Origin of the sequence: Streptomyces sp. Ag109_O5-10, from assembly GCF_900105755.1 — a bacterium.
GTDB lineage: Bacteria > Actinomycetota > Actinomycetes > Streptomycetales > Streptomycetaceae > Streptomyces.
In genome coordinates this window covers 5,762,788-5,787,420 of sequence record NZ_FNTQ01000001.1, presented here as the reverse complement: position 1 = coordinate 5,787,420, position 24,633 = coordinate 5,762,788, and the positions used below count along the sequence as shown (strand labels likewise).

The window sequence follows — 24,633 nt, the reverse complement described above, 5'->3', positions numbered from 1 at the left end:
GGCATGGGAGGAGAGTCGGGGTTCGGTCATCGCTTTGGCCGGCTGAGGCCGAACCCCGACGGGAGAGTGAACGTAGAGCCGGTACTGGCCAGTAACCCGGAGTGGGATTCCGGCCTGACTGGGGCTCCGGGTCGTAATGTCGGTTTCAGGGATGTGCAAGCCGCGTTCGAGTGATGCGCTTGCGGGTCACGCGGCGGCGCGCTGTTCCTCGGGGTAGGCGCAGGTCACGCAGGTTCCGAGCGTGGGCGGGATGACGTATCCGGCATCCGCGCCGCACTCGGGGCAGCGGCGGCGGGCGCGCATCATCGCTTCGTGCGCCCGCCAGCGGCCCGGCGTCATCGGACGCACCGGCCGGGCGAGGTCGACCCGGTACAGGTACGCGGTCAGTGGTTCCCGACGGCGACGCGGGCGCAGGATCTGCGCCGCGATGCCCTGACCGCCCGGCCGCAGTCCCCGACTGCGCAGTTGGCGGCGGGTGGCCAAGTCGCCCGGGGCGCACCGCCACGGGAAGGTGGGGATGCCGAAGCGCTCCCCGGTCGGGTCGAAGCAGTCGGCGAGGGTCAGCCGCTTCACGCGGCCTTACCGCCGCCCTCGCCGCGTTCGGCAAGGATCGTGTCCCGCAGCATCCGCGCGTTCGCCGGCGAGGTGTGAACCTCGCGGCGGATGCCCTCAGCCGTAATCCGGGCATCGGGCCAATCGGCGGTCGCGGTGCGGGCCTCAGCGAGCAACTGATCCGTCGTGCGCTTCGGCCGGGGCGACCGTGCCACCTCCGGAACCCGGCCGGTCGCCCGACGGGATCGGGGCGAGTCGGCCGCCACCGACCGACGTCCGGTCGGCGCAGGATCGGCCTTGACCGGGTCGACCGCCGGGGCGATCGCGGCCACCGGCTTGAGCGGGAGAGTCGGCTTCACGAAGTCGACCGCCACCGGATCGGGCACCGAAAGCCGCGTCAGCACCACCGACGGCGCCGGGGTCGATTCCCGCAGGTCAGCCGTAGACCGATTCCTCATGGTCTCGGTAGGTTCCTCCGTATTCGCGCCCGTGTCAGGGATCGGGGCGACGGCGGGGGCGGTGACGCCGAACATCGACGCGAGCGCGGCATCCGCACCGTCCGTGACCCGGTCGCGCTGGACATCCAACAGCCTCGATCCGAGCGCCGCGTCCCCGACCCCGACCTTGCGGGCCAGACGCCACGACGCCCGATCGGACCGCTTCCGCACCCGGCTCACCGGGTGATGCGCGGCACGGGCGCGGTGGTAGGCGAGGGCCTGCACGATGTCGGCGGTGCGCCGCTCGTTCTCCGCGTCCCGGCCGTCGGTGTGGACGACGATCCGGCGGGCGAGGAACGCCATGCCCTCCGCCGACACGGACATGCCCATGGGGGTCAGGGCATAGATCACGGTGCGCCCCGGGTCCGGCGCGGCCATGGCGCCCATGACGGCGGCGGCGGCCGGCAGCGCCCACAGCCCGATCCGCACGACGCGCGGCGAGGACTGCCCCAACATGGTCAGCCCTAACAGGACCAGGGCGAGCACGGCCGTGGCGCCCTCACCAGCACCGAGCGCACCGAGCGCGGTCCCCGTGCCGTAGGCGTGCCCGATGTTGCTGTACGTACCGATCCCGCCGACCACGCCCGTGGCGAGCATCGGCACGAACGCGGCAGTCAGGACACCGATCTGAACCTTCGTCAGGGGCTTGCGGGTCTCGTTCATGCCGCTTCCCTCCGCTGTGTCGTGTGGGTGCCGGGGCGTCCCGTGCGGCGTCCGACGGTCGTACCGGCGGCCGGCGCCATGGCGCCGGGGTAGAGCCAGCCGCCCCCGCCGCGCTTGGCCGTGTACATCGCTTCGTCGGCCAGTCGCAGCAGCGCCGACAGCTCCCGTCCGGTCCCAGAGGGGACGTCACTGGAGAGCGCGGCGCCGATGGACGCGCCGACCGTGAGGTCACGTCCGGCGTGGCGGAACGGCGCGGTGATCTCGTCGTGCAGACCTCGCAGCAACCACGGCAGCGCGATCGGGTCGGACAGGGCGACGGCGGCGGCGAACTCGTCACCTCCGAGGCGTCCCGCGACCGCCCGCCGCTGCCCGGCAAGCGCGTCGTTCAGGCTCGCGCCGGTGGCGCGGATCGCTGCGTCCCCGGCGGCGTGGCCGTGGGTGTCGTTGACGGCCTTGAAGCCGTCCAGGTCGACCAGCACCACCGCGACGTGCGGGTGCCGGGCCAGCAGCCGGGCGGCACGCTGCTCGAACGCGTCCCGCGTCCAAAGCCCGGTCAGCGGGTCGCGGCGGGCCGTCTCGATCCGGCGCGTCAGCCGCAGCGCGTGAACCGACCACCCGGCCGCCAACGGCAGTCCGGCAGCGGCGGCGAACATCAGCTCGCTCACGCCGCTTCCCCCGTCCCCGACCGGTGGCCGCGAACGGAGCGCAGGAACGGCACCGTACGGGTCAGCGCGTCGGCGTACAGGGCGTCCCAACCGGCGATCTCATCACCGGCCTCCGCCTCCGCCCGCAGGTCGGCGAGGACGTCACGGGCCGCGTCCTCACGGGCGGCACGCTCGCCGTCCGTCTCGAACTCCAGCGGGCCCCGGAACAAGTCGATATCGATACCGAGCGCCAGTTCCGCGAACTCAATGTCGCCGTGCGCTTCCTGGCCGGCGACGAAGGTGCGCATACGCATGGTGGATCTCTCCTTGGATACGTCGGGAAGGGCGCGGGGCGGTCGGCTGTCCTGTCCGGGAGTGCGACCGCCCCGCGAGGGGCGAGGTAGAGGGTTAGCTGATCTGCACGTGGCCGCTGGTCACCCGGCGGCGGACGTTCAGGTGACCGGCGCCGGTGACGCGGACGCTGCCGGAGGTGGCGTTCACGGACAGACGGCCGCTGGCCTGCGAGGTCGCGGCCATGCGGACGCTGCCGGAGGTGACGTTCAGGCGGGCGTGATGGCCGCTGTAGGCGCCGACGTTGACGCTGCCGGACGTGAGGCTGATGTCCAGCGGGCCGTTCACCTCGCCGACGATGACGCTGCCGCTGGTCACCGTGGCTTCCAGGTCGCCGACGCGGTCAGCGGTCAGCATCCCGGAGGTGCCGTCGTACTCCAGTCGGGCCAGCACGCCCGTGACCACGGCGTTCGCGGTGTGCGTGCTGATCGCGACCACCGACTTGGCGGGCAGATGGACAACGGCGCTGATCGGCGTCACCGCGTCCCCGGCCGGGTCAGTCGCGGTGACCTCGCGGCCATTGACGAACACCTTGCCGCCGCCGTGGCCGGTGATGTGGACGTTGCCGTTGATGATCTGCACACCGTTGCCGCCGGAGAAGGTCATGGTGTAGCCGCCCCTGCTGACGGTGGTGATGCCGCTCATGCCGCCGGCGAGGTCGGGGACGCGGACCCTGAGGTTCTGGCCGTTCAGGCTGACGGTGGTGTCACGGATCGCGTCGGCCGACGGGCCGGAGGTGGCCTCCGTCGTCAACACCATGCGCGCCTGCTTCAGCGTGGGGTCGACGACGACGCGGATACTGCCGGTGTTCATCGTCAGATCCAGGGCGATCGGGCCGATGACGTCCACGGGGATGATGCGCTCGGTCATGGAAGAACTCCTGACTGCGTCGGGATAGGGAGACCAGGCGCGGCGGGCTGCCCTTGTCCGGGAGTGCCGCCGTACCGGAAGTCATTGATGAGGTGCGCGCCCGCGCATCGGGCGGGCGATCAGGCGCGAGGGTCTGCCCTCGTCAAGGTTCTGCGGGCTTTGGATCAAGAAGTGCCGACTGTCGCCCTGAGAGACGAAGTCGGGCAGGTCACCCGGCCCAACATGGGCGGTCGGGATGGTGACCCGCACCCATCGACCACCCGTGTTCAGGTGGCTGGGTCGGCACTCTGTTGAGTTCTTCGCAGGGCGGAATCCGGGCCTTGCTCTCCGGGCCCTGCATGAGGAACATGTATTACGTGTTCCTCATCTTGCAGAGGAAGGTTCGCCCCGTCAAGCCCTTCGGCTTTGTGGAGTTCGGCGAGACCCTCGCGCTCGATGTACCTACAGAGTGGCGTCGGCGGCGACGACGATCGACTTCGCACCTGTACGACTCAGGTCGTTCTTAGCTAGCGTGAAGTCGCACCAAGTCGTCCCGAGCGAGCGGAGGTTGAACGTGGCGAACGAGCGACTGCGCGGCGCGATAGTCGACTTGGGCTTGACCCTTGATGAGGTCGCCGAACGCCTCGGTGTCTCGGCCAAGACGGTAGAGCGCTGGATCAACGACCCAGAGCGCAAGCCGTATCGCCGCTTCCAGTACGCGACTGCCTCACTTCTGAAGTGCGAAGTCTCGTACCTCTGGCCGGACGAACGGACGTCGGCCGAAGTGACCGCCACCGGCAACGCCGAGTTGGTCAGGCTGTATCCGCACCGGTCCGTAGTGATGCAGACCCTTTGGACGAACTTGTACTCCAAGGCGACCCGGCAGTTTGACCTACTGGTGTACTCGGGGTTCTGGCTCACTGAGGACGCGACGTTTCACCGCATCGTGAAGGAAAAAGCGGCCGACGGAGTGCCCATCCGCTTCATGCTGGGAGAACCCGAGTCGCCGGCCGTGGCCGTGCGGGGCGAGGACGAAGGGATCGGCGCCGCGATGGCGGGCAAGATTCGCAACGCCCTCATCAACTACGCCCCGCTCTTCGGTCTCCCGGGTGTCGAGTTCCGCTTGCACGGCACCACGCTCTACAACTCGATCTACCGAGCCGATGACGAGATGCTGGCGAACGGCCACCTCTACGGGGTCGGCGCGTACATGGCTCCCGTGCTCCATCTGCGACGCGTCCCCGGCGGTGAGCTCTTCGACGCCTACGCTGAAAGCGTTGAGAAGGTGTGGCAGTCGGCGCGTCCGATCTCGTCGCCCGCCGATTGGGAAGGCACACGCTGATGAGCCGGATTGACTACTTCCGCGACCCGCACGCCCCTAAGGCCAACTCGGTCGTCCCGTCGGTGACGGCGGTTGTCCGGGACACTGCGGGGCGACTGTTGCTCATCCACAAGACCGACAACGACCTTTGGGCCCTGCCCGGTGGTGGTCACGACATCGGCGAGCGCATCGCGGACACGGTCGTTCGCGAGGTTCGAGAAGAGACCGGTATCGACGTTGAGGTCGACAACATCGTCGGGCTCTACACCGACCCCGAGCACGTTTTGGCGTACGACGACGGCGAGGTCCGGCAACAGTTCTCCATCTGCTTCCGGGCCCACCCGGTCGGCGGTTCCCTGCGCACAAGTAGCGAATCGAAAGAGGTCCGCTGGATTGATCCGGCGGACCTTGACGGGCTGGACATCCACCCTTCGATGATGTTGCGCATCCGGCACGGTCTCGATGACGCGCGGCAAGAGCCTTACATCGGCTGACGACCAACAGAGGCGTCCGCCATCCGATCCCCGACACGCTTCGACGCGGCATGGATCTCGGGGGCCGCGCGCTGGATGAACCGCCCGACGATCGTGTCGGGGCCGTATCGCTGCACGATCTCATCCAGCCGCTCAGCCGGCGTCGTCTGCGTCCCGTCCGGCGTCGTCGTCATGTCGCAGTACAGCAAGGCGTCGACCAGGTCGGGACGCTCTAGCTCGAACTCGCCCTCAAGTTCTTGACGGAGTCCGCGTTCCTCCGCTTCCAACAAGGCACAGGAGTGATGCGCCACGAGACGAACGACCCGTTCGTCCGCACCTTCCTGATCCCTGAGGAACCGCGCACCGTCCAAGGGATGGAAGCCCGTGGCAGCAATGGCCGGCGAGTAGCCGATGTCATGCAACACGGCCGCCGCTTCCAAGAGTTCCGTGTCCTCCCCCAGGATTGCGCTCAGGGAGCGAGCGCGCTTGGCGACCCCGAGTGAGTGCGCCCACCTGCGCGGGAGCGGATCGGAAAGCAGCGATTCAGAGAGCGTGTACGCCCACTCAGTCAGTCCCATGGCGGCCAAGACTACGGCCGGGCGGCGGATGCCGGGAGAGCGCGCACGGTCCGCCCTTTGCCGTGCACGGTGGCGAGCAAGCCGTTTCCCTCCATCTGAGCAAGGACACGGCGCACGGCGGTCCGGGACGCTCCGAAGCGCTCACACAGCTTCGCTTCGGACGGGTATGCGTCTCCTACTGAGAGGGAGTCGTCTTTGATCACGTCCGTCATGCGCTCCGCGAGCGACCGCCGGTCACCTCCCCGGACCACGCGCCACCCGATCCCGGGGGCGGACTCGACAACTCCGTCAGCTTCGAGAACCTTGAGCGCGCGGCGGATCGTGTTCCGGGAGACGCTGTGCAAGTCCATCAGGTCGGCCTCTGACGGCAAGGTGCTGCCACCCTGCTCCGCCTGAATCTCGCTTCGCAGCGTCTCCGCAATGATCAGGTAGGTTCCGCGCGGACTGGCCTCCGGCACTTCGGCTCCTCTCGCATCGCTCCGTTGCTCGCTGCCAAGGGTCGCATGGCCGCGCCCCACGCGGACCAGAGGCGTAACCAGCTGCTCAACGACAGCCACCAGGATCAGGGGCATACCCAGAGAGAAGTCACCCAGGCAGCCGGAAGGAGCCTACTTCTTTTTCTCTCGCTTGAATGTCATTTGTATACGGGCAAGGGTCGGCACTGAACCGAGCATCTTTACGCGCTTACTGAAGCTCCGCAGATTCACTTTACTGAAGGTTGGCAAATCCTGCGGTATGCGCTGACTCCCGTCGAAGGCAACGGCGTATGTGACGAACTTGGGCGGCACTTGAGATGCGGCCTCAATAAGGTCAGGATTGATTGATCTTACGGCTTCAATGAAGTCGCTTCGGTATTTGGCGTCTACGATTATAGTTTGCGCCGACACGAACCCCTGGGAGAAAAGATGACTTAGCGTCTGACTCCCCGAGTACGGCTTGACATGCACAAAATACCCATCGACGTGGAGCAAGTCGCAAGCCTCGATCTCGTCACCGTCTTCGCTGTACAACTTCTCCCTGTCGAGGCAGATTAGATCTTTACGACCTTTTACCGCATTGCGGTTGTAGTGCTTCTCCCAGTTGTTTTGCGCACCCCAGTCGTCCCAAGGTATCAGCTGTAGAGCGTCCGTGACATCCTCAAGGAGGGACAAGTCCTGATCGAGCTTCTCCGTGTACTTCTCTGCAAGCGCATACCATTTACCCAGCGTCAGCAGATAGCGCCTGTCCTGGTCGCCCGCCTCGAAAACAAGCCAATGCTTCAGCGGCTTAGCCGGACTCGCCGAATCGCCATTCGCGTCACGAGCCAATATCTTGATGTCACTCAAGCAAGAGACACCAAACTTACCCGGGAATAAGAACAGAGAAGCCCTTAGCGCGTCGAGGCTCATCGCCTCGAACGTTTCTTCCAGGTCGCCCCTGTAGATGAGGAAGTCGTGCACGTTTTCTACGGAAACATCGTCCGGGGGAGCGAATGAGAGTACGTGAACACTCAGCGCACTAACGGCAAGCTGTGCCAGTGGCTGCCCTTGCGGTTTCCGGGCACGGTCACCAAAAAGCTCATCCACTAGGAGCTTCTCCAGGTCCTTCACTATCTCACTCTTGACCCGCAGTGGTTCAAGTGAGTCGATGAAGGCCAGATCTTTATGAGCTGTACCACTTTCTGCAGTTTCCAGCATTTTGCCCAAAATTTCCCGGACCTTATTCAAGTCTGTGTCAACTTTGAACGACACGGAGTCTGTCGCTACTACAGCCCCTAGGTCAGGGAAGTCCAAGCCCGCATCAAGCTTGCCAACAAGTTTCTTGGTGAACTCGCCGTCAAGCTCGATTTCGAAGTCGCTGATCCGCGTGTTGGCCGGTATCTGCACCCATTGCGAACGGGAGGAAGCATCGATTCTGCGGCTACCGACCGCATTCATCGCCTGACTATCGAACCGGCGAGCTGCGAACTTCAAACCGAAGTTTGCTTCTACCCATGACCATTCGAGTGTGCTACTTCCATAACCGAAACAGACAGCGAACACTCGGTCGGCCACCGGGAGAAAGATAACTAACCGATTCGAATAGTTTAGAACCGCCTCAAGTTCATGGAAAACGGGAGCGAGCAGCTTGGCCCACGCCGGCTGCTTCTCCGACATATCCCTTAGGTAAGCCACGCATCCTTTTGGAGCCAAAGCTGCGTCAGCAAGCTTCCTCATACCATTCGGCTTCCCCGGCCGGTACTGCGGCCGAAAAGCCTCCTCGTATGAATCGAGCCCCTCCCGCAAGAGAAAACAATTGAAACGGAGCGTCGAAGCGTTACCAGCCATGACTCACACCACCCCCCAGCGACATAAGGGGATTTTTGTATCACACAGTGTCCAGCAAGGGAATAGTTTCCGTCACCATGCGCTCGCATGCGAACAAAAGTTCGCATGCGCTGCTCGGAGCGGAGTCCGGGCTCGCCTCGCGATTACTGGGTGCCGTGGGCCTGAGCACTCGTCGCTGCGCCTACTCGTCAGCTGGTACCTGCATCGCTGGCCAGGCAAGCAGTTGACTCCAGTGAGCCGTCTCAGTTTCCGTCTCGTTCATGGCCGTTCATTGCCGTCCGAGGCCGTTCACTGTGCCCTCTCGAACGGAGCGCGCGTACGGGATTGAACGCTCGCGAACGCGTCCGCATCGTGCCCTGACCAGCCCGGACAAACCTGCAAAGCGAGTTACGTGGGTTCGATTCCCGCCACGGCCTCTGGATGCCCGACCGGGCAGGACGACAGGGCGGCACCTCAGCAGGGGGTGCCGCCCTTCCGGTTGTGCGGGTGGCTACGGCTGCCGGGGGCCGGGGTCGGCTTCGGCCCGGCGGGCGCGTGTGTGCGGCCGTGTCAGGAGCCGGAGGGCCCGGGCGGCCGGGGGCGGGTCGGTGAGGTCGCCGGTGAGGGCCACTTCGACGCCGCCGCTGAAGCGGGCGGTGTAGTTGTACATGAAGCCGCACAGGCAGGCCAGAACGGTGCCGAGGAGGATCTCCAGCGCGACGACCCCGGTCGCGATGATCAGCGTCTGCCACGGGCTCGGCCACTCGCCGGGGGCCACGAGGCCGAGCAGCACAGACGTGGCCAGGGCGACGCCCAGGACGCACACCCCCAGGCCGGTCAGGAAGAAGAAGCTCATCACCGTGACCGACCAGGGGTTGGTCCCGGCTATCCGCATGCGGGTGGGCCGGCGCGGTGGGCCGTGCGGGAAGGCGTGGTCGCGGGGTGGTGCCGGGTGCGGCGACCCGCGTTCGGGGGCTGTCGGAGTGGGCGCCGTCGGTGACGTCACCCTGCGGGACGAGATCCTCGGCCCCGGCTTGCGGGCCGTGCTGCGGGTCCTGCTGCGCTTGGTTCGGCTCATGTCCGCTCCCTCGCTGGTCCTCACCTGCGACGTTAGGGGCAGGCGCGAGCCCGCGCATGTCCGGCGATGACGGTGAGTGAGCAGGGATGGGCGCTCGGGCTGTCCCCCGTACGAGCTACCGGCAGGTGTCCACGCGGCGGTGACGGTCGCGGGGCCGCCGGTCCATGGCGTTCGGGCCGGTCGCGGCGCCCGGTCTCGGATCCTGTGCGGGAGCCGTCATGAGGCGGCCTGACCCCGCGCCGTCCCGCTACAGCACCCCGCCGGCCTCGTCCTGGAACAGCTCGGTCCAGTAGTGCCAGTCGGCGTCGGTCGTGACCGGGGTGGGGTCGATGGTCGCGAGGGTGTGGAGCATGGCCGCGGCGAGCTGGTCGTAGGCCTCGGTGGTGAGTTCGTGGTTCAGGTGCTCGTCGATGGTGCGCTCGTGGTGCAGGAGCCACAGGGTGTAGGCGAGCGTGGAGATGTCGGTGTTGAGGGGGTAGAGGGTCGCTTCGGGCTCGGAGAAGTTGAGGATCGCGCCGGTGGAGCCGTCCACGACGAGGCTGTTGTCCTCGATCAGGTAGCCGAGGCGTATGAGCCGGTCGGCGTGGGCCGGGAGGTCGTCCGGGGGGAAACCGCCGGTGTGGATGTCGGTGAAGTACTCCCAGAGGGTGGGGAGCGGGGCGTCCGGGTCGAGGTGGAAGACGACCGCGTCCTCCGGGAGGCCGGTCTCGCGCAGGAAGCGGCGGGTCGGCTCGTGGGTGAGCGTGGGCGGGAAGTCGACCTCCTCGAAGCGCGCCACCCGGCCCTGTCCGAACTCCTGGTCCAGGAGCCGGGCCGGCAGGTCGACGGCGAGCCCGGAGTCCGTGCCGGGGCCGGCGATCAGGCTGAGGGGGCGGATCAGGGCCGTCGCCTTCCAGTACGGCGGGACGCGGCCGGCCGTGCCCTCCTCGAAGAGCTCCAGGAGCCTGCGGGAGGCCTCGGTCGCCGCCTTCGTGCCGTGCGTACCGGCGAGGGAGGCGAAGCGGCCGCGCAGGCCGGTCAGTTCCTCGGTGACCGCGGCGAAGCGCAGCAGGGTCTCCAGCGAAGGGGCCAGCGGGCGGGGGTCGGTGGGGTCGACGAGGTAGGCCGTGCTGATCTCGCCGGTGCCGCCGTCGAGGAGGATCGACTCGGTGTCCAGGCCGGCCGGGGCCAGCAGCTCCCCGATCACCAGGCGGTCCCGGAGCTCCTCCGCGAGCCGGGCCGGGCCGTCCGTGACGTCCGCCAGGGTGCGCAGGCCGACCGTGCGCAGCGGCTCGAACGTCAGCAGGCCGCCGTTCTCGGGCAGTCCGGGGCCGGTGAGCCAGCTGCGGGTGGGTTCGTGCGTGATGTACCGGTCCAGTTCGGCCTCGGTCAGCGTGATCGCCGTGGCACCGCTGCCGGTCGTGCTGATCGTGCTCATCGCTGCCCCCGCGATCAAAGAGTTCAAGACGTGCAAGTCGGTCCGAGTGGTGCGCCGTGCGTAGAAGCCGGAAGTCAGCAGGGCATGGCGGGCCGTCCGGGCTTCCCCTCCGGAACGGCCGTCCCCACTGCCAGAACACTACGCCGCGGCACTGACAACGCCCCGCAGATGAGACGTCAGGCGACCCTCGACCGTTCCGCCCCGGTGAGAATCGCCTGCACCCTCTGCTCCACGGTGCGCGCCGACGTGTTCAGCCACAGTCCCAACGACCGGGTGCACAGGCGGAGTTCCGGTCCAGATCGGCGATCGTCCACGCGGGCCTGTACCCGCCCTTCGACCGCCCGGCCGCCCGCTCCGCCACGGCTTCGGGGCTGGGGGCGAGGACGACGGCGTGCAGGGGGCGGGGGCGGATCCGCTCGACGTACGACGTCACCTCCGGGCCCAGCTGCACGTCCTGCACGATCGCCGTGAACCCGGCCTCGGCGCAGGTGTCCGCCGTGGCCGCGGACAGGCGGTGGCGGAGGTGGAGTTGGGCGGTCGCCTCCGCGGAGGCCCCGGGCGGGTACTCCTCCCGTCCCGGCACGATCATGCGGCGGAAGAGGTCGCCGCGTACGTGCGCGGCCCGGGCGGTTGCTCGGCCGGCGCCTAGGCGAGGGCCGGCTTGCCCGAGGCCGTCGCCCCCGCGACGACCACGACGCCGGGCAGGCTCACTGCCCCGTGACCACCGCGGCCTGGGGGCGGATCGGGAGGCGGTTGACGGGGCGGCCGGTTGCGGCGCGGACGGCGGAGGCGATGGCCGCCGGGGAGGTCACCACCGGCACCGCGCTGACCGACTTGGCGCCGAAGGGGGCGACCACGTCGCGTTCCTCGACGAGTTTGACGATCCGGATGTCGGGGGCGTCGAGGGCGGTCGGCAGGGCGTAGCCGGTGAGGTCGGGGTGGCGGATCAGGCCGCGCGGGGTGCGCAGGTTCTCCGTGAGGGCGATGCCGACGCCCTGCGTGACGCCGGCCTCGATCCGGGCGTTGAGCTGGGCCGGGTTGAGGATCCGGCCGACGTCCTGGGCGACGGCCAGCTCCACGACCCGTACCGAGCCGAGTTCGATGTCGACGTCGACGACGGCGCGGATCGCGCAGAAGGCGAGGCCGACGAAGGCGTCGCCCTGGCCGTCGCCGTCCAGCGGCTCGGTGGGGTGCGGGCGGCACTGCGCGGTGGCCCACAGCTCCTTGCCGTCCAGCGCCTCGGTGACGGTGGTCGACAGGACGCCGTCGTACGACGTGATCTTGCCGTCGGTGATCTGGAGCAGCTCGGTGGACATGCCGAACTTGTGGGCGAGGGGCTGGAGGAGCTGGGTGCGGACCATCTTGGCCGCGCGTTCCACGGCGCCGCCGGAGACCCAGGTGTGGCGGCCGCGGCAGCCGGGGCCGGCGGGGGGCTGGTCGGTGTCGACGGGGGCCACGTGGACCTCGTCGACACCGAGGGTCTCCTGGACGATCTGGCGGGCCAGCGTGGTGAAGCCCTGGCCGGTCTCCACGGCCGCGCAGAGCACGGTCGCGACGCCGTCGTGGACCTTGACCGTGGCCGTCGAGACCTCGTCGGCGCCCTCCGCGCCGAGCATGTGCACCATGCCGAGGCCGTAGCCGACGCCCCGGCGCACCGCGCCCGGTTCGCCCGCGCCCTCGGGGCCGCCGGGCAGCAGCCACTCGTCCTCGGGGGTGTCCTTGGGGAGCTGCGGGAGCGGGAAGTCCCGTACCGCCTGGAGGAGTTCGGCCACCGGGGCCGGGCAGGTCACAGTCTGGCCGATGGGCAGCAGGTCGCCGGTGGCGAGCGCGTTGCGCAGCCGGATCTCGGCCGGGTCGAGGCCGAGCTTCTTCGCCAGCTTGTCCATCTGCGCCTCGTAGGCGGCGCAGACCTGCATGGCGCCCTCGCCGCGGACATGGCCGGAGGGGGGGTTGTTGGTGCGGACGGCCCAGCCCTCGATGAAGGCGTTCGGGACGACGTACGGGCCGCAGGCGAAGGAGACGGCGGCGGCCAGGGACTCCGCGGAGGTGTCGGCGTAGGCGCCGGCGTCGAGCAGGATCTGCGCCTCGACCTTGACCAGCTTGCCCTCGGCGTCGGCGTGGTGCCGGTAGCGGAGCAGGGTGGGGTGGCGGTGCGCGTGGCCGAGGAACGACTCCTCGCGGGTCGCCGTGAGCTTGACCGGGCAGCCGGTCTTCAGGGCGAGCAGGCCGAGCGGCAGCTGGAAGCCCTGGTCCTCGCGGTCGGCCGTCGCGCCCGGCACGCCGGTGACGACGATCTTCACCTGTTCGAGCGACAGGCCGTAGCAGGCGGCGGCCGTGTTGCGGTCGGTGTGCGGGTCGGTCGAGGCCAGGTACAGCTCGACGCCGCCGTCGGGGCGGGGCACGGCGAGTCCGGCCTCGGCGCCGATGGGGGCGGGGTCGGCGCGGCCGATGCGGTACTGGCCCTCGACCACGATCTCGCCGGTCGCGTCCGGGTCGCCGTGCTGGAGCGGGATGTGCCGGATCAGGTTGCCGTCGGGGTGCAGCGGCTCGGCCTCGAACGCCTGCTCGGGGTCGATGACCGGGTCGAGCACCTCGTACTCGACGATGACCGCGGCGGCGGCCATGCGGGCGGTGTCCGGGTGGTCGGCGGCGACGGCCGCGATGGGCTCGCCGTGGTGCCGTACGACCTCGGAGGCGAAGACCGGGCGGTCCGGCGTGCCCCGGCCGTGGCGCGGGGTGCCGGGCACGTCCTCGTGGGTGACGACGGCCCGTACGCCGGGCATCTCGCGCGCGTGGCTGGTGTCGATCGACAGGATGCGCGCGTGCGGGTGCGGGGAGCGCAGCACTGCCGCCCAGAGCAGGCCCTCGGCCCACAGGTCGGCCGCGTACGGGAAGGTGCCCTCGGTCTTCGCGCCCGCGTCGGCGGCCGGCAGCGACACGCCGAGGCCGTGCGGCAGCGGTTCGGCGGCGGGGACGGGGGTCTCCGCGGCGGTGGACGTGGCGACGGTCTCGTTGGTCACGCCTGGCCTCCGTCCGGGCCGTAGGGCTGGTCGTCGTAGCTCTGGTTCTGGCTCTGCTCGTCGAACGACTGGTTGCCGCCGAACGACTGGTCGCCGCCGAAGGTCTGGTTGCCACCGAACGACTGGTCGCCGCCGAAGGTCTGGTTGCCACCGAAGGTCCGGTCGCCGCCGAACGACTGGTTGCCACCGTACGACTGGTCGTACGCCTGCTCGTGCGGGATCTGGATTCCGGCCCCGAAGGTGCGCGGGGACTCGAACGCCGAGGCGTTGACGCCGCCGGCGCCCGGTCCCGCCTGATGCGGAATACGGGCCTCGTCGCCGTCCGTCTCAGCGTCGGCGGCGGCGTGTGCCTCGCGTTCGGCGACGACCTCGTCGACGGCGTCCAGAACGCCCCGGTAGCCGGAGCAGCGGCAGAGGTTGCCGCACAGGGCCTGGCGGGTCTCCAGCTCGGTGGGGGCCGGGTTGCCCTCCAGCAGGTCGTGGACGGTCATCGCCATGCCGGGGACGCAGAAGCCGCACTGGACGGCTCCGCAGCGGGCCAGGGCGCGTTGCACGTCCGAGGGGCGGCCGTCCTGGGCCAGTCCCTCGACCGTGCGGACCTCACTGCCGGCGGCGGTGACCGCGGGGACCAGGCAGGAGGCGACCAGGCGGCCGTCGACCTGGACGTTGCAGGCGCCGCACTCGCCCTGCGAGCAGCCGTCCTTGGCGCCGGCGAGGCCGAGGCGCTCGCGCAGGACGTACAGGAGGGACTCGCCGATCCAGGCGTCGGTGACGGGGCGGTCGGCGCCGTTGACGCGCAGGACGTAGGAGGCGAGGGGGTGGTCGTCGACCGCCTCGGCCGCGCCTTCGGCGTGCCGGTTCCCGGCGGCACCGCCCGTGCCGCCCGCGTCGTCGGGGGTGGACGGCCCCCGCGGGGCGGACTCGCCGTCGGCGGCGTGCGGGTCGTGGGCGGGGTGGGAGCCGGTCGCGTCGTGGGCCGTGTCGGCTTCGGCGGCGTCGGCCGGGGTCCCGAACGCGGCCGGTTCGCCGGTACCGGGTGCCGCGCCGACGCCGCGTAGCTCACCCGTGTCGGACGGCCGGCCGACCGTGTACGGCTCGCCGATCTCCCCCGCTTCGCCTCGTTCGCCCCCTTCGTCCCCGCTCGGCATGTCGGCCACAGGCGGCGCGCCGGCGGCCTGGGAGGCGAATCGGGAGGCCGGAGTGTCGCCGTGGCCCGCGGGGGGCTCAGCGGGCGATCCAGGGGCCTCCGCGGGGTGTTCCCAGGACTGGGACTCCGTCACCCACGGCGCGGAGGCGCCACCCGGCAGGGTCGTCGGCGGCGTGCCGCCCCACTGCTCCATGAGCGAGGATGTGGTGAACTCGCCCGATTCGTCCGGAGAGTCGCCGCTCGCGACCGGGATCGACCACTGGCCGGTCACGTCGTGGCCGGGCGCCGGCGGCGGCTCCTCGTACGTCCACTGCTGCGTCGAGGCCGGGTTGTACGTGAACCGGTCGTCGGCGGGCTGCTGCTGCGGGACCGCGTTCGGGTCGGGCCACCGGGCGCCGTCGGCGGGCGCGCCCCAGGTGTCGGTGCCGGGGGCGGCCGCTATCTGCGGCGGCACGTACCCGTGTCCGGGTGCGGCCAGCGGGCTGTCGGCGGACAGCAGGGCCTCGATGCCGCCCTCGGGAAGCTTCACGAAGGCGGTCGCGCCGTCGTCGTAGTCGCCCTGGGGCAGGGGGTCCCAGCGGCGGCCGCCACCCGAGGGCGCGCCCTCTCCGTGCTGGTCGTCGGTCATGACAGCGCCCTCCCCAGTGCTCGTCGGGCCAGCGCGGCGACGGTGCGCCGCAGGTGCAGTACGGCGGGCGGAAGCGCCGGCACCGAGCCGTCGGGTTCGGGGGCCGGGTCCGGGATGCAGGCGGCCGCGACGTACTCGCCGAAGGCGGCCAGCGCCTCCGGGACGAGCGCGCGGTCGTTGTCCCAGTCGATCAGCCGGGCCACCCACTGCTCGGCGTCCAGGGGCCTGAGCGGCATCGGCGCTATGGCACCGACGGCGCACCTGACCCCGCGCCGCGCGGGGTCGAGGACGAGCGCCACGGAGGCCACCGAGCGGCCCGGTCCGGTGCGGCCGGTCGCCTTCAGGAAGACCTGCGGGGCGTGCAGCAGCGGCACCCGCACGAAGCCGATCAGCTCTCCCGCGCGGAGCATCTCCACGCCGGCCAGCAGGTGCGACACCGGGATCTCCCGGCGGGATCCGCCCGGCCCCGCGATGATCAGCGTCGCCTCCAGGGCGGCGAGCACCGGCAGCGCGTCGCCGGTCGGCGCGGCCGTGGCGATGTTGCCGCCCAGGGTGCCGGCGTTGCGGATGTGCGGCGGACCGGCCGCCCGCGCGGCGGCGGCCAGCGCCGGGATCAGGGCCGCGAAGTCGGGGCGGCCCATGCGCGCGTGCGTGAGCCCGGCGCCGAGCAGGGCGTTGCCGTCCTGGTACTGCCAGCCGCGGATCTCGCTGATCCGGCCGAGGCCGACCAGGGCGGCGGGCCTGAGCTGTCCGGAGTTGACGGCGGCCATCAGGTCGGTGCCACCCGCGACGGGGACGGCGGCGGGCATGTCGGTGAGGGCCGCCACGGCCTCGTTCAGCGTCGTGGGCAGCGTGACGGACTGCCCCGCCTGCGGTGCGTGCGTGGTCAAAACCGGCTGCCCCTTCCCGCTGCCCCACCTGGTCCCACCTGTGTGGCCGTACGGTACGTGCTCACAGGGCGGACGTGGCAACTCTGGCACATCTTCGCAAGCCTCGAACGCACGGGTCCGCTAGGAGGCATTCGCCCACCTCATCGGCGACTTGGTCCGTTTTCTTCCACCATCGCCGGTGCATGCCGATTGACACTCTTCGGTGACTCTTGGGGTCTTTTTCCATTACGCGTTCGGGACGAGAGCGCCCCGTGAGGGGCGCTCGGGGCACCCGCACCCCCGGCCGAAGGCCGGGGGAGGAACCGCGCGAGGGGCCACGACGGCGCCGCGGCCGGGAGACGGCGCTCCGCGGCCCCTCCAGCGGGGCGCTCAGCGGGCCGGGGGCGGCCCGTCGAGGGGGCGGCCGGGGACGCCGGGGCGCTGCTGCCACGGCAGGGGGCCGGCCGGCGGGCGGTAGGCGACCCCCAGGGCGTCGAGCCGCCGGTAGTGCGCGGCCATGCGGCGCTCGAAGCCGGCGAAGTCCCGTTCCCCGGAGGCCGGGAGGGCGCTCCAGGCGACCTCGGCGAAGGCGGCGAGCCGGGGGAAGGCCTGGTAGTCCACGCGCGCGTGGTCCTCCATCACCTCGGTCCAGACGTTGGCCTGGGTGCCGAGGATCCGCCGCGCCTGGGATTCGTCCAGCTCCGCCGGAACGGGTTCGAACCGGTACACGTCCTCCAGGGTGCGGACGTATCCGATCGGCACCGGTTCGTCGGCGCCGCCGGCCTGCCGGTGGTCCAGGTACACGTACTGCTCGGGGCACATGACGACGTCGTGACCGGCCCGCGCGGCCGCGATCCCGCCGCCGTAGCCGCGCCACGACGAGACGGCCGCGCCCTCGGCGATCCCGCCCTCCAGGATCTCGTCCCAGCCGATGAGCCGACGCCCGCGCGCGGAGAGCCACTTCGCGAAGTGCCCGATGAACCACGACTGCAGTCCGTCCTCGTCGGCGAGCCCGAGTTCCTTGATGCGGGCCTGCGCGGCCGGCGAGGCCCGCCACTGGTCCTTCGGGCATTCGTCGCCGCCGACGTGAACGAACTCCGAGGGAAACAGTTCCAACACTTCCTCGAACACCCCCTCGTAGAAGCGCAGGGTGTTGTCGGTGGGGGCGAGTACGTTCGGAGAGATCCCCCAGGAGTCCCAGACGGAGAGGGCGGTGGTGTCGATGACGTCGGTGTTGCCGAGTTCCGGATACGCGGCGACGGCGGCCTGCGAGTGTCCCGGTACGTCGATTTCGGGGACGACGGTGATATGCCGCTCGGCGGCGTAGGCGACGATCTCCCGGATGTCGTCCTGGGTGTAGTGGCCGCCGTGCGGCTTCTCCTCCCACAGGGGTGACGCCCGATGACCGAATTTCGTCCGGGTGCGCCAGGAGCCGACCTCGGTGAGCCGGGGGTACCGCTCGATCCGCAGGCGCCAGCCCTGGTCGTCCGTCAGGTGGAAGTGGAAGACGTTGAGTTTGTGCGCCGCCATGAGATCGAGGTAGCGCAGCACGCCTTCCTTGGGCGTGAAGTGCCGGGCCACGTCGAGCATGAGGCCGCGCCAGCGGAATCGGGGGGAGTCCTCGATCACCTGGTGCGGGATGCCGTACCGGATCCCGGGGCGTACGGGAGCCCGGCGGAAGGCCTCGGGGCCGAGCAGCTGACGCAGGGTCTGGGCACCCCAGAAAACGCCCGCCGGGCCGCCGCCGCGGATCTCGACCCCTCCATCGGCGATCACGCTCAGCCGGTAGGCCTCGGGCTCCAGGGAGTCGTCCAGGTGCAGCCGTACGGCGTCGCGGGCGTCCTCGGGGCCAGGTCGCAGCGGCACCCCGACGGCGCCACCGACCGTGGAGCGCAGCCAGCGCTCCGTCGTCTCGGTGCCCGGGGCGGCCCACAGCGTGGTGCCCTGGCCGATCAGGACACCGCATCGCATCGGCCCCTCGACACTGCGCGGCGCCGGAATCAGATCCGTCTCTGAAGTCATGTCAGTCCTTAACCGCTCCGCCCAGTCCGGAGACCAGGCGACGCTGCACGAGTACGAAGAACACCAGCACCGGAATCGTCATCACCGTGGAGGCCGCCATCACGCCGCCCCAGTCGGGGTCGTCCGGCTTGAAGAACACCAGGAGCGCCATCGGCAGCGTGGACTGCGAGGTGTCGCTGATGATGAAGGACTTGGCGAACAGGAAGTCGTTCCAGGCCGAGATGAAGGAAAACACGCTCGTGGCCACCAGGCCCGGCAGGACGAGCGGGAAAGGGATCTGCCAGAGAAAGCGCGACCGGCTCGCCCCGTCGATGTACGCGGCCTCCTCCAGCGCCTGCGGCACCCCTTTCACGAACCCCCGCAGCATCCAGATCGCGAAGGGCAGCGAGAAGGCGATGTGGGGCAGCATCAGCGAGCCCAGCGTGTTCAGCAGACCGAAGTCCCGCAACTGGAAGAAGAGGGGGATGGCGAGGGCCTCCACAGGCACCATCTGGGCCACCAGAAACATGATCAACAAGGTGGTCCGGAAGCGGAACCGGAATCGGGTCACGGCGGTCGCCGCGAGAAAGGCGATCAGCGCCGAGACGATGACCACACTGCCCGCCACGACCAGACTGTTGGCGAAGTAGCGGCCGAATTCCTGCTGCCCGAAGACCCGCCGGAAGGAGTCCAGCGAGGGCGAGAGGGTCCACGGCCTGGGCCGGTCCGACCGGACCTCCCCGGCCGGTTCGAAGGCGCCCAGCACCATCCAGTACAGCGGGAGGGCGACGAGTACGGCGATCGCCGGCGCCGCCCCCTCGGCGGCCAGCCGCCCCGGCCGCCGGGCGAACCCGCGCACAAGATTCACGACGGTCACAGCTCCTCCCCCTGCCGGCGCAGCAGCCGCAGGTAGACCAGGGTCACGGCGAGCAGCACCAGCAGCGTGACGACACCGATGGCCGCGCCCAGCCCGTACCGCGAGGAGGCGAAGGCCTGTTGGTAGGCGTACACGTGCCGCTCGTGTCGTCCTTGTCGGAGGCGGAGTTGGCGGAGGTCTGCGGGGCGCACGCGGCGGCGAGGAACAGGGCGCCGACGAGGAGTGCGGGGGCGGGGAGCTTCATCGAGTGACCCTCCGGAGCGCGCTCAAGCACGGGAGCGTTGCAGAATGCGCAACGCCTATTTCGCTCTGCACAACACCACGGAGGCTAGGGACAACACGAACATGCCGACAAGAGGTCTCAACCACTCTGTGACCGCGCGACGCACTCCGTGCAACGTACGGGGACGACAAAGGCCCCGGAGCACGCCAAAGCGTGCCCGGGGCCTCCAAGAGCCGAGCTGTCGGACCAGCGGGTCAGCCGGTCACTACTTGTCCTTGCCCTCGCCGTCGCCGCCGCTGCCCATGGATTCGTAGATCTCCTTGCACATGGGGCACACGGGGTACTTCTTCGGGTCGCGGCCGGGCACCCACACCTTGCCGCACAGCGCCACGACGGGGGTGCCGTCGAGCGCGCTCGCCATGATCTTGTCCTTCTGGACGTAGTGGGCGAAGCGCTCGTGGTCGCCGTCGCCGTGGGACACCTGCGGCGTCGGCTCTACGAGGGTCCCCGTACCAGTCCCGCGCTCGGGCTCAAGAGTGCTCATAAGTGCCAAGGGTACTGAAGCGCCCGGACAACGGTTGCGAGAAGGCTCGCCGTCAGTTGAGCGAGGGGTCGTCCGGGTAGGTGGCCACCATCGCGAGCTCGTTGCGCTGGCGGCGCAGGACCTCGCGCCAGAGTCTTTCCGGGGACGGGGAGGAGACGTCGCCGGGTTCGGACTCGACGACGTACCAGGCACCCTCGACCAGTTCGTCCTCCAGCTGGCCGGGGCCCCAGCCGGCGTAACCGGCGAAGATCCGCAGCGAGCCGAGGGCCGAGGCGAGCAGCTCCGGCGGGGCCTCCAGGTCGACCAGGCCGATCGCGCCGTGCACCCGGCGCCAGCCGAGCGGGGCCCGGTCGCCGTTGGCCCCGCCGGGGATGACCGCGACGCCGAGCGCGGAGTCCAGGGAGACCGGGCCGCCCTGGAACACGACCCCCGGATCGCCCGCGAGCGAGGCCCAGCCCTCCAGGATGTCGCCGACGTCCACCGGGGTGGGCCGGTTGAGGACGACACCGAGCGAGCCCTCCTCGTCGTGGTCGAGAAGGAGCACCACCGCACGGTCGAAGTTCGGGTCCGCCAGGGCGGGCGTGGCCACGAGCAGCCGCCCTGTGAGCGAGGACACCTCGGTCATGCCTGACATGATCCCGCATCTTCCCGCCGCGTGGGGAGCCAATCCGGGCCCACGGGTGAATGCAGCTCAGGGCGGAAGGGAGCGTCCCCGGCGCACGGCCACCTGCGGTGACCCCATGTGTCCGATTAGGCACCGTTCGTGTTGTGACACAGCTATGACGCAGCTGGGTGGTCCGTGGGCTTACGGGAGGGGGCCGATGGGCGATTACTCTGTCTTTCCAGCCCTGCCCAACTCCATGGAACGCGAGATTCATGACCGTCAACGACGATGTCCTGCTTGTCCACGGCGGCACCCCGCTGGAGGGCGAGATCCGTGTCCGCGGTGCGAAGAACCTCGTGCCGAAGGCCATGGTCGCCGCCCTGCTGGGCAGTGCACCCAGTCGGCTGCGCAACGTTCCGGACATCCGTGACGTGCGGGTCGTACGCGGCCTGCTGCAGCTGCACGGGGTGACGGTACGTCCGGGCGAGGAGCCCGGTGAGCTGGTGCTCGATCCGACGTACGTGGAAAGCGCGAACGTCGCTGACATCGATGCCCACGCGGGTTCCAGCCGGATCCCCATCCTCTTCTGCGGCCCGCTGCTGCACCGCCTCGGCCACGCCTTCATCCCGGGCCTCGGCGGCTGCGACATCGGCGGCCGGCCGATCGACTTCCACTTCGACGTGCTGCGGCAGTTCGGCGCGACCATCGAGAAGCGCGCGGACGGCCAGTACCTGGAGGCGCCGAAGGGGCTGCGCGGCACGAAGATCCGGCTGCCGTACCCGTCGGTCGGCGCGACCGAGCAGGTGCTGCTGACGGCCGTACTCGCCGAGGGCGTCACGGAGTTGTCCAACGCCGCGGTCGAACCGGAGATCGAGGACCTCATCTGCGTGCTGCAGAAGATGGGCGCGATCATCGCGATGGACACCGACCGGACCATCCGCATCACCGGTGTGGACGAACTCGGCGGCTACACCCACCGGGCCCTGTCGGACCGGCTGGAGGCCGCGTCCTGGGCGTCGGCGGCGCTGGCGACCGAGGGCAACATCTACGTCCGGGGCGCCCAGCAGCGCTCGATGATGACGTTCCTGAACACCTACCGGAAGGTGGGCGGCGCCTTCGAGATCGACGACGAGGGCATCCGCTTCTGGCATCCCGGCGGCCAGCTGAAGTCCATCGCGCTGGAGACGGACGTGCACCCGGGCTTCCAGACCGACTGGCAGCAGCCGCTCGTCGTGGCCCTGACCCAGGCCACCGGCCTCTCCATCGTCCACGAGACGGTCTACGAGTCCCGCCTCGGCTTCACCTCCGCGCTGAACCAGATGGGCGCTCACATCCAGCTGTACCGCGAGTGCCTGGGCGGCTCGGCGTGCCGCTTCGGCCAGCGCAACTTCCTGCACTCCGCGGTCGTCTCAGGGCCGACCAAGCTCCAGGGCGCCGACCTGGTCATCCCCGACCTCCGCGGCGGCTTCTCCTACCTGATCGCCGCCCTCGCGGCCCAGGGCACCTCCCGGGTCCACGGCATCGACCTCATCAACCGCGGCTACGAGAACTTCATGGAGAAGCTCGTGGAGCTCGGCGCGAAGGTGGAACTGCCGGGCAAGGCGCTCGGCTGACGGAACCGCCGGCCAAGGCGCTCGGCTGACGGCGGCAAGCGCGGTACGACGATGGGGCGGCCCCTGGTGGAGGGGCCGCCCCATCGTCATTGTCCTGAGCGCCCCGTAGGGGCGAGGGCAACTGCGCGGCCAGCCACGACGGGCCCGTAGTCACCCACGGCACTCAAGCGGAGCGCCGCGGCTCACTTGCCCTTGGCGGCTTCCTTGAGCTTCGAGCCCGCGGAGACCTTCACGCTGTAGCCGGCGGGGATGTTGATCGGCTCGCCGGTCTGCGGGTTGCGCGCGGTACGAGCGGCACGGTGGGTGCGCTCGAAGGTCAGGAAGCCGGGGATGGTGACCTTCTCGTCGCCCTTGGAGACGATGTCGCCGACGACATCGGCGAACGCGGCCAGCACGGCGTCGGCGTCCTTGCGAGTCACCTCGGCACGGTCGGCCAGCGCGGCCACCAGCTCACTGCGGTTCATGTTGTTACTCCCGTGTTCTTCTTGCCATTGAGGCGTGCCACGCGGCGATGCCGCATGTTGGGCCGGGACGCATCCTGCCCCCACCTGCGGCGGGAACGCCAATCCGGGTGCCGCCAATACCCTACGGCTGGGCCGAAGGGGGGGTTTCACGACGCGCCGGATCTATGGCGTGGCAAGTTTCACAAACGTTTGCCTGGGTTCTGTTTCGGGTGCGGCCCGGTGGGGGCTGCTCGCGCAGTTGCCCGCGCCCCTTGCGGGGCGCCCCCGAAGGGTGCTTACGCGCCCTTCGCCGCTTCCCTGACCGCGCCCGCCACCGCTCCCGCCACCTTCTCGTTGAAGACGCTCGGGACGATGTAGTTCGGGTTCAGCTCGTCCTCCGTGACCACGTCGGCGAGGGCCTTCGCGGCCGCGAGCATCATGTCCGTGTTCACCGTACGGGACTGGGCGTCCAGGAGGCCGCGGAAAACACCCGGGAAGACCAGCACGTTGTTGATCTGGTTCGGGAAGTCGGAGCGGCCGGTGGCCACCACGGCGGCCGTCTGGCGGGCGATCGCCGGGTCGACCTCGGGGTCCGGGTTCGCGAGTGCGAACACGATCGCGCCGTCGGCCATGGCGGCCACGTCGTCGCCGTCGAGGACGTTCGGGGCGGAGACGCCGATGAAGACGTCGGCGCCGCGCACGGCCTCCTTGAGGGTGCCGGTGAGGTTCTCGGGGTTGGTGTTGTCGGCGATCCAGCGCAGCGGCGAGTCGGCGGGGGCGCCCACCAGGTCCTCGCGGGCGGAGTGCACGACCCCGCGGATGTCGGCGACGACGGCGTTCTTCACGCCGGCCGCGAGCAGCAGCTTGAGGATGGCCGTACCGGCCGCGCCGGCGCCGGACATGACCACCTGGATGTTCTCCATCGCCTTGCCGGTGCAGCGAAGTGCGTTCGTCAGGGCGGCGAGGACGACGATCGCGGTGCCGTGCTGGTCGTCGTGGAAGACGGGGATGTCGAGGGCCTCGCGGAGGCGGGCCTCGATCTCGAAGCAGCGGGGCGCGGAGATGTCCTCCAGGTTGATGCCGGCGAACCCGGGGGCGATCGCCTTGACGATCTCGACGATCGCGTCGGTGTCCTGGGTGTCGAGGCACAGCGGCCAGGCGTCGATGCCGGCGAACCGCTTGAAGAGGGCCGCCTTGCCCTCCATGACCGGCAGAGCGGCCTTCGGGCCGATGTTGCCGAGGCCCAGGACCGCGGAACCGTCCGTCACAACCGCAACGGAGTTGCGCTTGATGGTGAGGCGGCGCGCGTCCTCGGGGTTCTCCGCGATCGCCATGCACACGCGGGCCACGCCCGGGGTGTAGATCATGGAGAGGTCGTCACGGTTGCGGATGGGGTGCTTGGACTGCATCTCGATCTTGCCGCCGAGGTGCATGAGGAACGTACGGTCCGAGACCTTGCCGAGGGTGACGCCCTCGATGCCGCGCAGCTGCTGCACGATCTGGTCGGCGTGCGCGGTCGAGCTGGCGGCGATGGTGACGTCGATACGGAGCTTCTCGTGGCCGGACGCGGTGACGTCGAGGCCGGTCACCGAGCCTCCGGAGGACTCCACGGCGGTGGTGAGCTGCGAGACGGCGGTTCCGCTCGCGGGCACCTCCAGCCGGATGGTCATCGAGTAGGAGACGCTGGGCGCCGTTGCCATGGCCGACTTCCTTCGTTGTTCACCGTGTCGCTGGTTTTGCCGTCCGATCGTCGCACCTACCGTCGGGTAGGCGTTAGCCGGGCCTGATTACGTACGTATTGTTCGCGCAAAAAGAGGCCCACGTCACTGGGTGACGTGGGCCTCTTCCTGCGTTCATGACACCGACCCGCCATGCTCGCCTCGCGGCAAGTGGTCGCTCGTAGCGACGAAGGTTGGGCCCGGGGGCTTGGATCGGGCCGGTGTCACGACAAGGCTA

The 24,633-nt window shown here is 69.7% G+C and carries 23 protein-coding genes and 1 pseudogene; 3 read left to right on the top strand and 21 right to left on the bottom strand.

Going from position 1 to position 24,633, the window contains the following annotated elements:
* Positions 1-186 precede the first annotated feature (186 nt).
* From BLW82_RS26470 to BLW82_RS26450, 5 genes are all read right to left on the bottom strand, one after another.
* Positions 187-573 (bottom strand): RRQRL motif-containing zinc-binding protein, encoded by a 387-nt coding sequence (locus BLW82_RS26470; RefSeq protein ID WP_093502397.1) that lies wholly within the window; start codon positions 571-573, stop codon positions 187-189.
* Complete coding sequence (locus BLW82_RS26465; RefSeq protein WP_093502395.1) at positions 570-1,712, bottom strand: conjugal transfer protein; 1,143 nt, start codon at positions 1,710-1,712, stop codon at positions 570-572. Before BLW82_RS26465 ends, BLW82_RS26470 begins: the two co-directional genes overlap by 4 nt.
* On the bottom strand, positions 1,709-2,377 hold the full coding sequence (locus BLW82_RS26460; protein WP_256215961.1) for a GGDEF domain-containing protein: 669 nt from the start codon (positions 2,375-2,377) through the stop codon (positions 1,709-1,711). Before BLW82_RS26460 ends, BLW82_RS26465 begins: the two co-directional genes overlap by 4 nt.
* Positions 2,374-2,664: a hypothetical protein gene (locus BLW82_RS26455; protein WP_093502393.1), complete on the bottom strand. Its 291-nt coding sequence runs from the start codon at positions 2,662-2,664 to the stop codon at positions 2,374-2,376. The genes BLW82_RS26460 and BLW82_RS26455 overlap by 4 nt, the downstream gene beginning before the upstream one ends.
* 100 nt (positions 2,665-2,764) lie before the next feature.
* Complete coding sequence (locus BLW82_RS26450; protein WP_093502391.1) at positions 2,765-3,577, bottom strand: DUF4097 family beta strand repeat-containing protein; 813 nt, start codon at positions 3,575-3,577, stop codon at positions 2,765-2,767.
* 553 nt (positions 3,578-4,130) lie between these two features.
* Here BLW82_RS26450 and BLW82_RS26445 point away from each other — a divergent pair.
* The gene (locus BLW82_RS26445; RefSeq protein ID WP_093508277.1) at positions 4,131-4,898 is read left to right on the top strand and encodes a helix-turn-helix domain-containing protein; all 768 of its coding nucleotides are present in this window, start codon (positions 4,131-4,133) and stop codon (positions 4,896-4,898) included.
* Complete coding sequence (locus BLW82_RS26440) at positions 4,898-5,371, top strand: NUDIX domain-containing protein (protein ID WP_093502389.1); 474 nt, start codon at positions 4,898-4,900, stop codon at positions 5,369-5,371. Before BLW82_RS26445 ends, BLW82_RS26440 begins: the two co-directional genes overlap by 1 nt.
* On the opposite strand, the gene BLW82_RS26435 is transcribed toward BLW82_RS26440, so the two are convergent.
* The 14 genes and pseudogenes from BLW82_RS26435 to BLW82_RS26365 all read right to left on the bottom strand — a co-directional run bounded on the left by BLW82_RS26435 (position 5,359) and on the right by BLW82_RS26365 (position 20,642).
* A complete protein-coding gene (locus tag BLW82_RS26435; protein WP_177233074.1) occupies positions 5,359-5,928 on the bottom strand; it encodes an HD domain-containing protein in 570 nt (189 codons plus the stop codon). The genes BLW82_RS26440 and BLW82_RS26435 overlap by 13 nt on opposite strands.
* A gap of 11 nt (positions 5,929-5,939) precedes the next feature.
* Positions 5,940-6,386 (bottom strand): GntR family transcriptional regulator, encoded by a 447-nt coding sequence (locus BLW82_RS26430; protein WP_093508276.1) that lies wholly within the window; start codon positions 6,384-6,386, stop codon positions 5,940-5,942.
* 150 nt (positions 6,387-6,536) lie between these two features.
* Entirely contained in the window at positions 6,537-8,234 is a 1,698-nt protein-coding gene (locus BLW82_RS26425; protein ID WP_093502386.1) for a DUF6119 family protein, read from the bottom strand.
* Positions 8,235-8,724: 490 nt separating this feature from the next.
* Entirely contained in the window at positions 8,725-9,291 is a 567-nt protein-coding gene (locus BLW82_RS43475; protein ID WP_107408577.1) for a DUF3566 domain-containing protein, read from the bottom strand.
* Positions 9,292-9,538: 247 nt separating this feature from the next.
* On the bottom strand, positions 9,539-10,708 hold the full coding sequence (locus BLW82_RS26410; protein ID WP_177233073.1) for an SUKH-4 family immunity protein: 1,170 nt from the start codon (positions 10,706-10,708) through the stop codon (positions 9,539-9,541).
* 250 nt (positions 10,709-10,958) lie between these two features.
* A complete protein-coding gene (locus tag BLW82_RS46345) occupies positions 10,959-11,297 on the bottom strand; it encodes a hypothetical protein (protein ID WP_371131409.1) in 339 nt (112 codons plus the stop codon).
* A gap of 118 nt (positions 11,298-11,415) precedes the next feature.
* Positions 11,416-13,728 carry a xanthine dehydrogenase family protein molybdopterin-binding subunit gene (locus tag BLW82_RS26400; protein ID WP_093502381.1) on the bottom strand — a complete coding sequence of 771 codons (2,313 nt, stop codon included), beginning with the start codon at positions 13,726-13,728 and terminating at the stop codon, positions 11,416-11,418.
* Complete coding sequence (locus BLW82_RS26395) at positions 13,725-15,503, bottom strand: 2Fe-2S iron-sulfur cluster-binding protein (RefSeq protein ID WP_093502379.1); 1,779 nt, start codon at positions 15,501-15,503, stop codon at positions 13,725-13,727. The genes BLW82_RS26400 and BLW82_RS26395 overlap by 4 nt, the downstream gene beginning before the upstream one ends.
* Positions 15,500-16,393, bottom strand: a complete 894-nt coding sequence (locus tag BLW82_RS26390) for an FAD binding domain-containing protein (protein WP_093502377.1) — start codon at positions 16,391-16,393, stop codon at positions 15,500-15,502. Before BLW82_RS26390 ends, BLW82_RS26395 begins: the two co-directional genes overlap by 4 nt.
* Before the next feature lie 369 nt (positions 16,394-16,762).
* On the bottom strand, positions 16,763-18,394 hold the full coding sequence (locus tag BLW82_RS26385) for a beta-N-acetylhexosaminidase (protein ID WP_093502375.1): 1,632 nt from the start codon (positions 18,392-18,394) through the stop codon (positions 16,763-16,765).
* A 1-nt stretch (position 18,395) separates the two neighbouring features.
* On the bottom strand, positions 18,396-19,241 hold the full coding sequence (locus tag BLW82_RS26380) for a carbohydrate ABC transporter permease (RefSeq protein ID WP_093508274.1): 846 nt from the start codon (positions 19,239-19,241) through the stop codon (positions 18,396-18,398).
* A 5-nt stretch (positions 19,242-19,246) separates the two neighbouring features.
* A pseudogene (locus BLW82_RS26375) lies at positions 19,247-19,387 on the bottom strand (sugar ABC transporter permease); the annotation flags it as partial.
* 351 nt (positions 19,388-19,738) lie between these two features.
* A complete protein-coding gene (locus tag BLW82_RS26370) occupies positions 19,739-20,017 on the bottom strand; it encodes a DUF3039 domain-containing protein (protein WP_093502368.1) in 279 nt (92 codons plus the stop codon).
* A gap of 52 nt (positions 20,018-20,069) precedes the next feature.
* Entirely contained in the window at positions 20,070-20,642 is a 573-nt protein-coding gene (locus BLW82_RS26365; protein ID WP_177233072.1) for a YqgE/AlgH family protein, read from the bottom strand.
* A gap of 251 nt (positions 20,643-20,893) precedes the next feature.
* Here BLW82_RS26365 and murA point away from each other — a divergent pair, with 251 nt between their 5' ends.
* Positions 20,894-22,234: a UDP-N-acetylglucosamine 1-carboxyvinyltransferase gene (murA, locus tag BLW82_RS26360; RefSeq protein WP_093502364.1), complete on the top strand. Its 1,341-nt coding sequence runs from the start codon at positions 20,894-20,896 to the stop codon at positions 22,232-22,234.
* A 182-nt stretch (positions 22,235-22,416) separates the two neighbouring features.
* On the opposite strand, the gene BLW82_RS26355 is transcribed toward murA, so the two are convergent.
* Together BLW82_RS26355 and BLW82_RS26350 are read right to left on the bottom strand one after the other, a co-directional pair.
* A complete protein-coding gene (locus tag BLW82_RS26355; RefSeq protein ID WP_046733427.1) occupies positions 22,417-22,698 on the bottom strand; it encodes an HU family DNA-binding protein in 282 nt (93 codons plus the stop codon).
* A 275-nt stretch (positions 22,699-22,973) separates the two neighbouring features.
* The gene (locus BLW82_RS26350; protein ID WP_093502362.1) at positions 22,974-24,377 is read right to left on the bottom strand and encodes an NAD-dependent malic enzyme; all 1,404 of its coding nucleotides are present in this window, start codon (positions 24,375-24,377) and stop codon (positions 22,974-22,976) included.
* Positions 24,378-24,633: the final 256 nt, after the last annotated feature.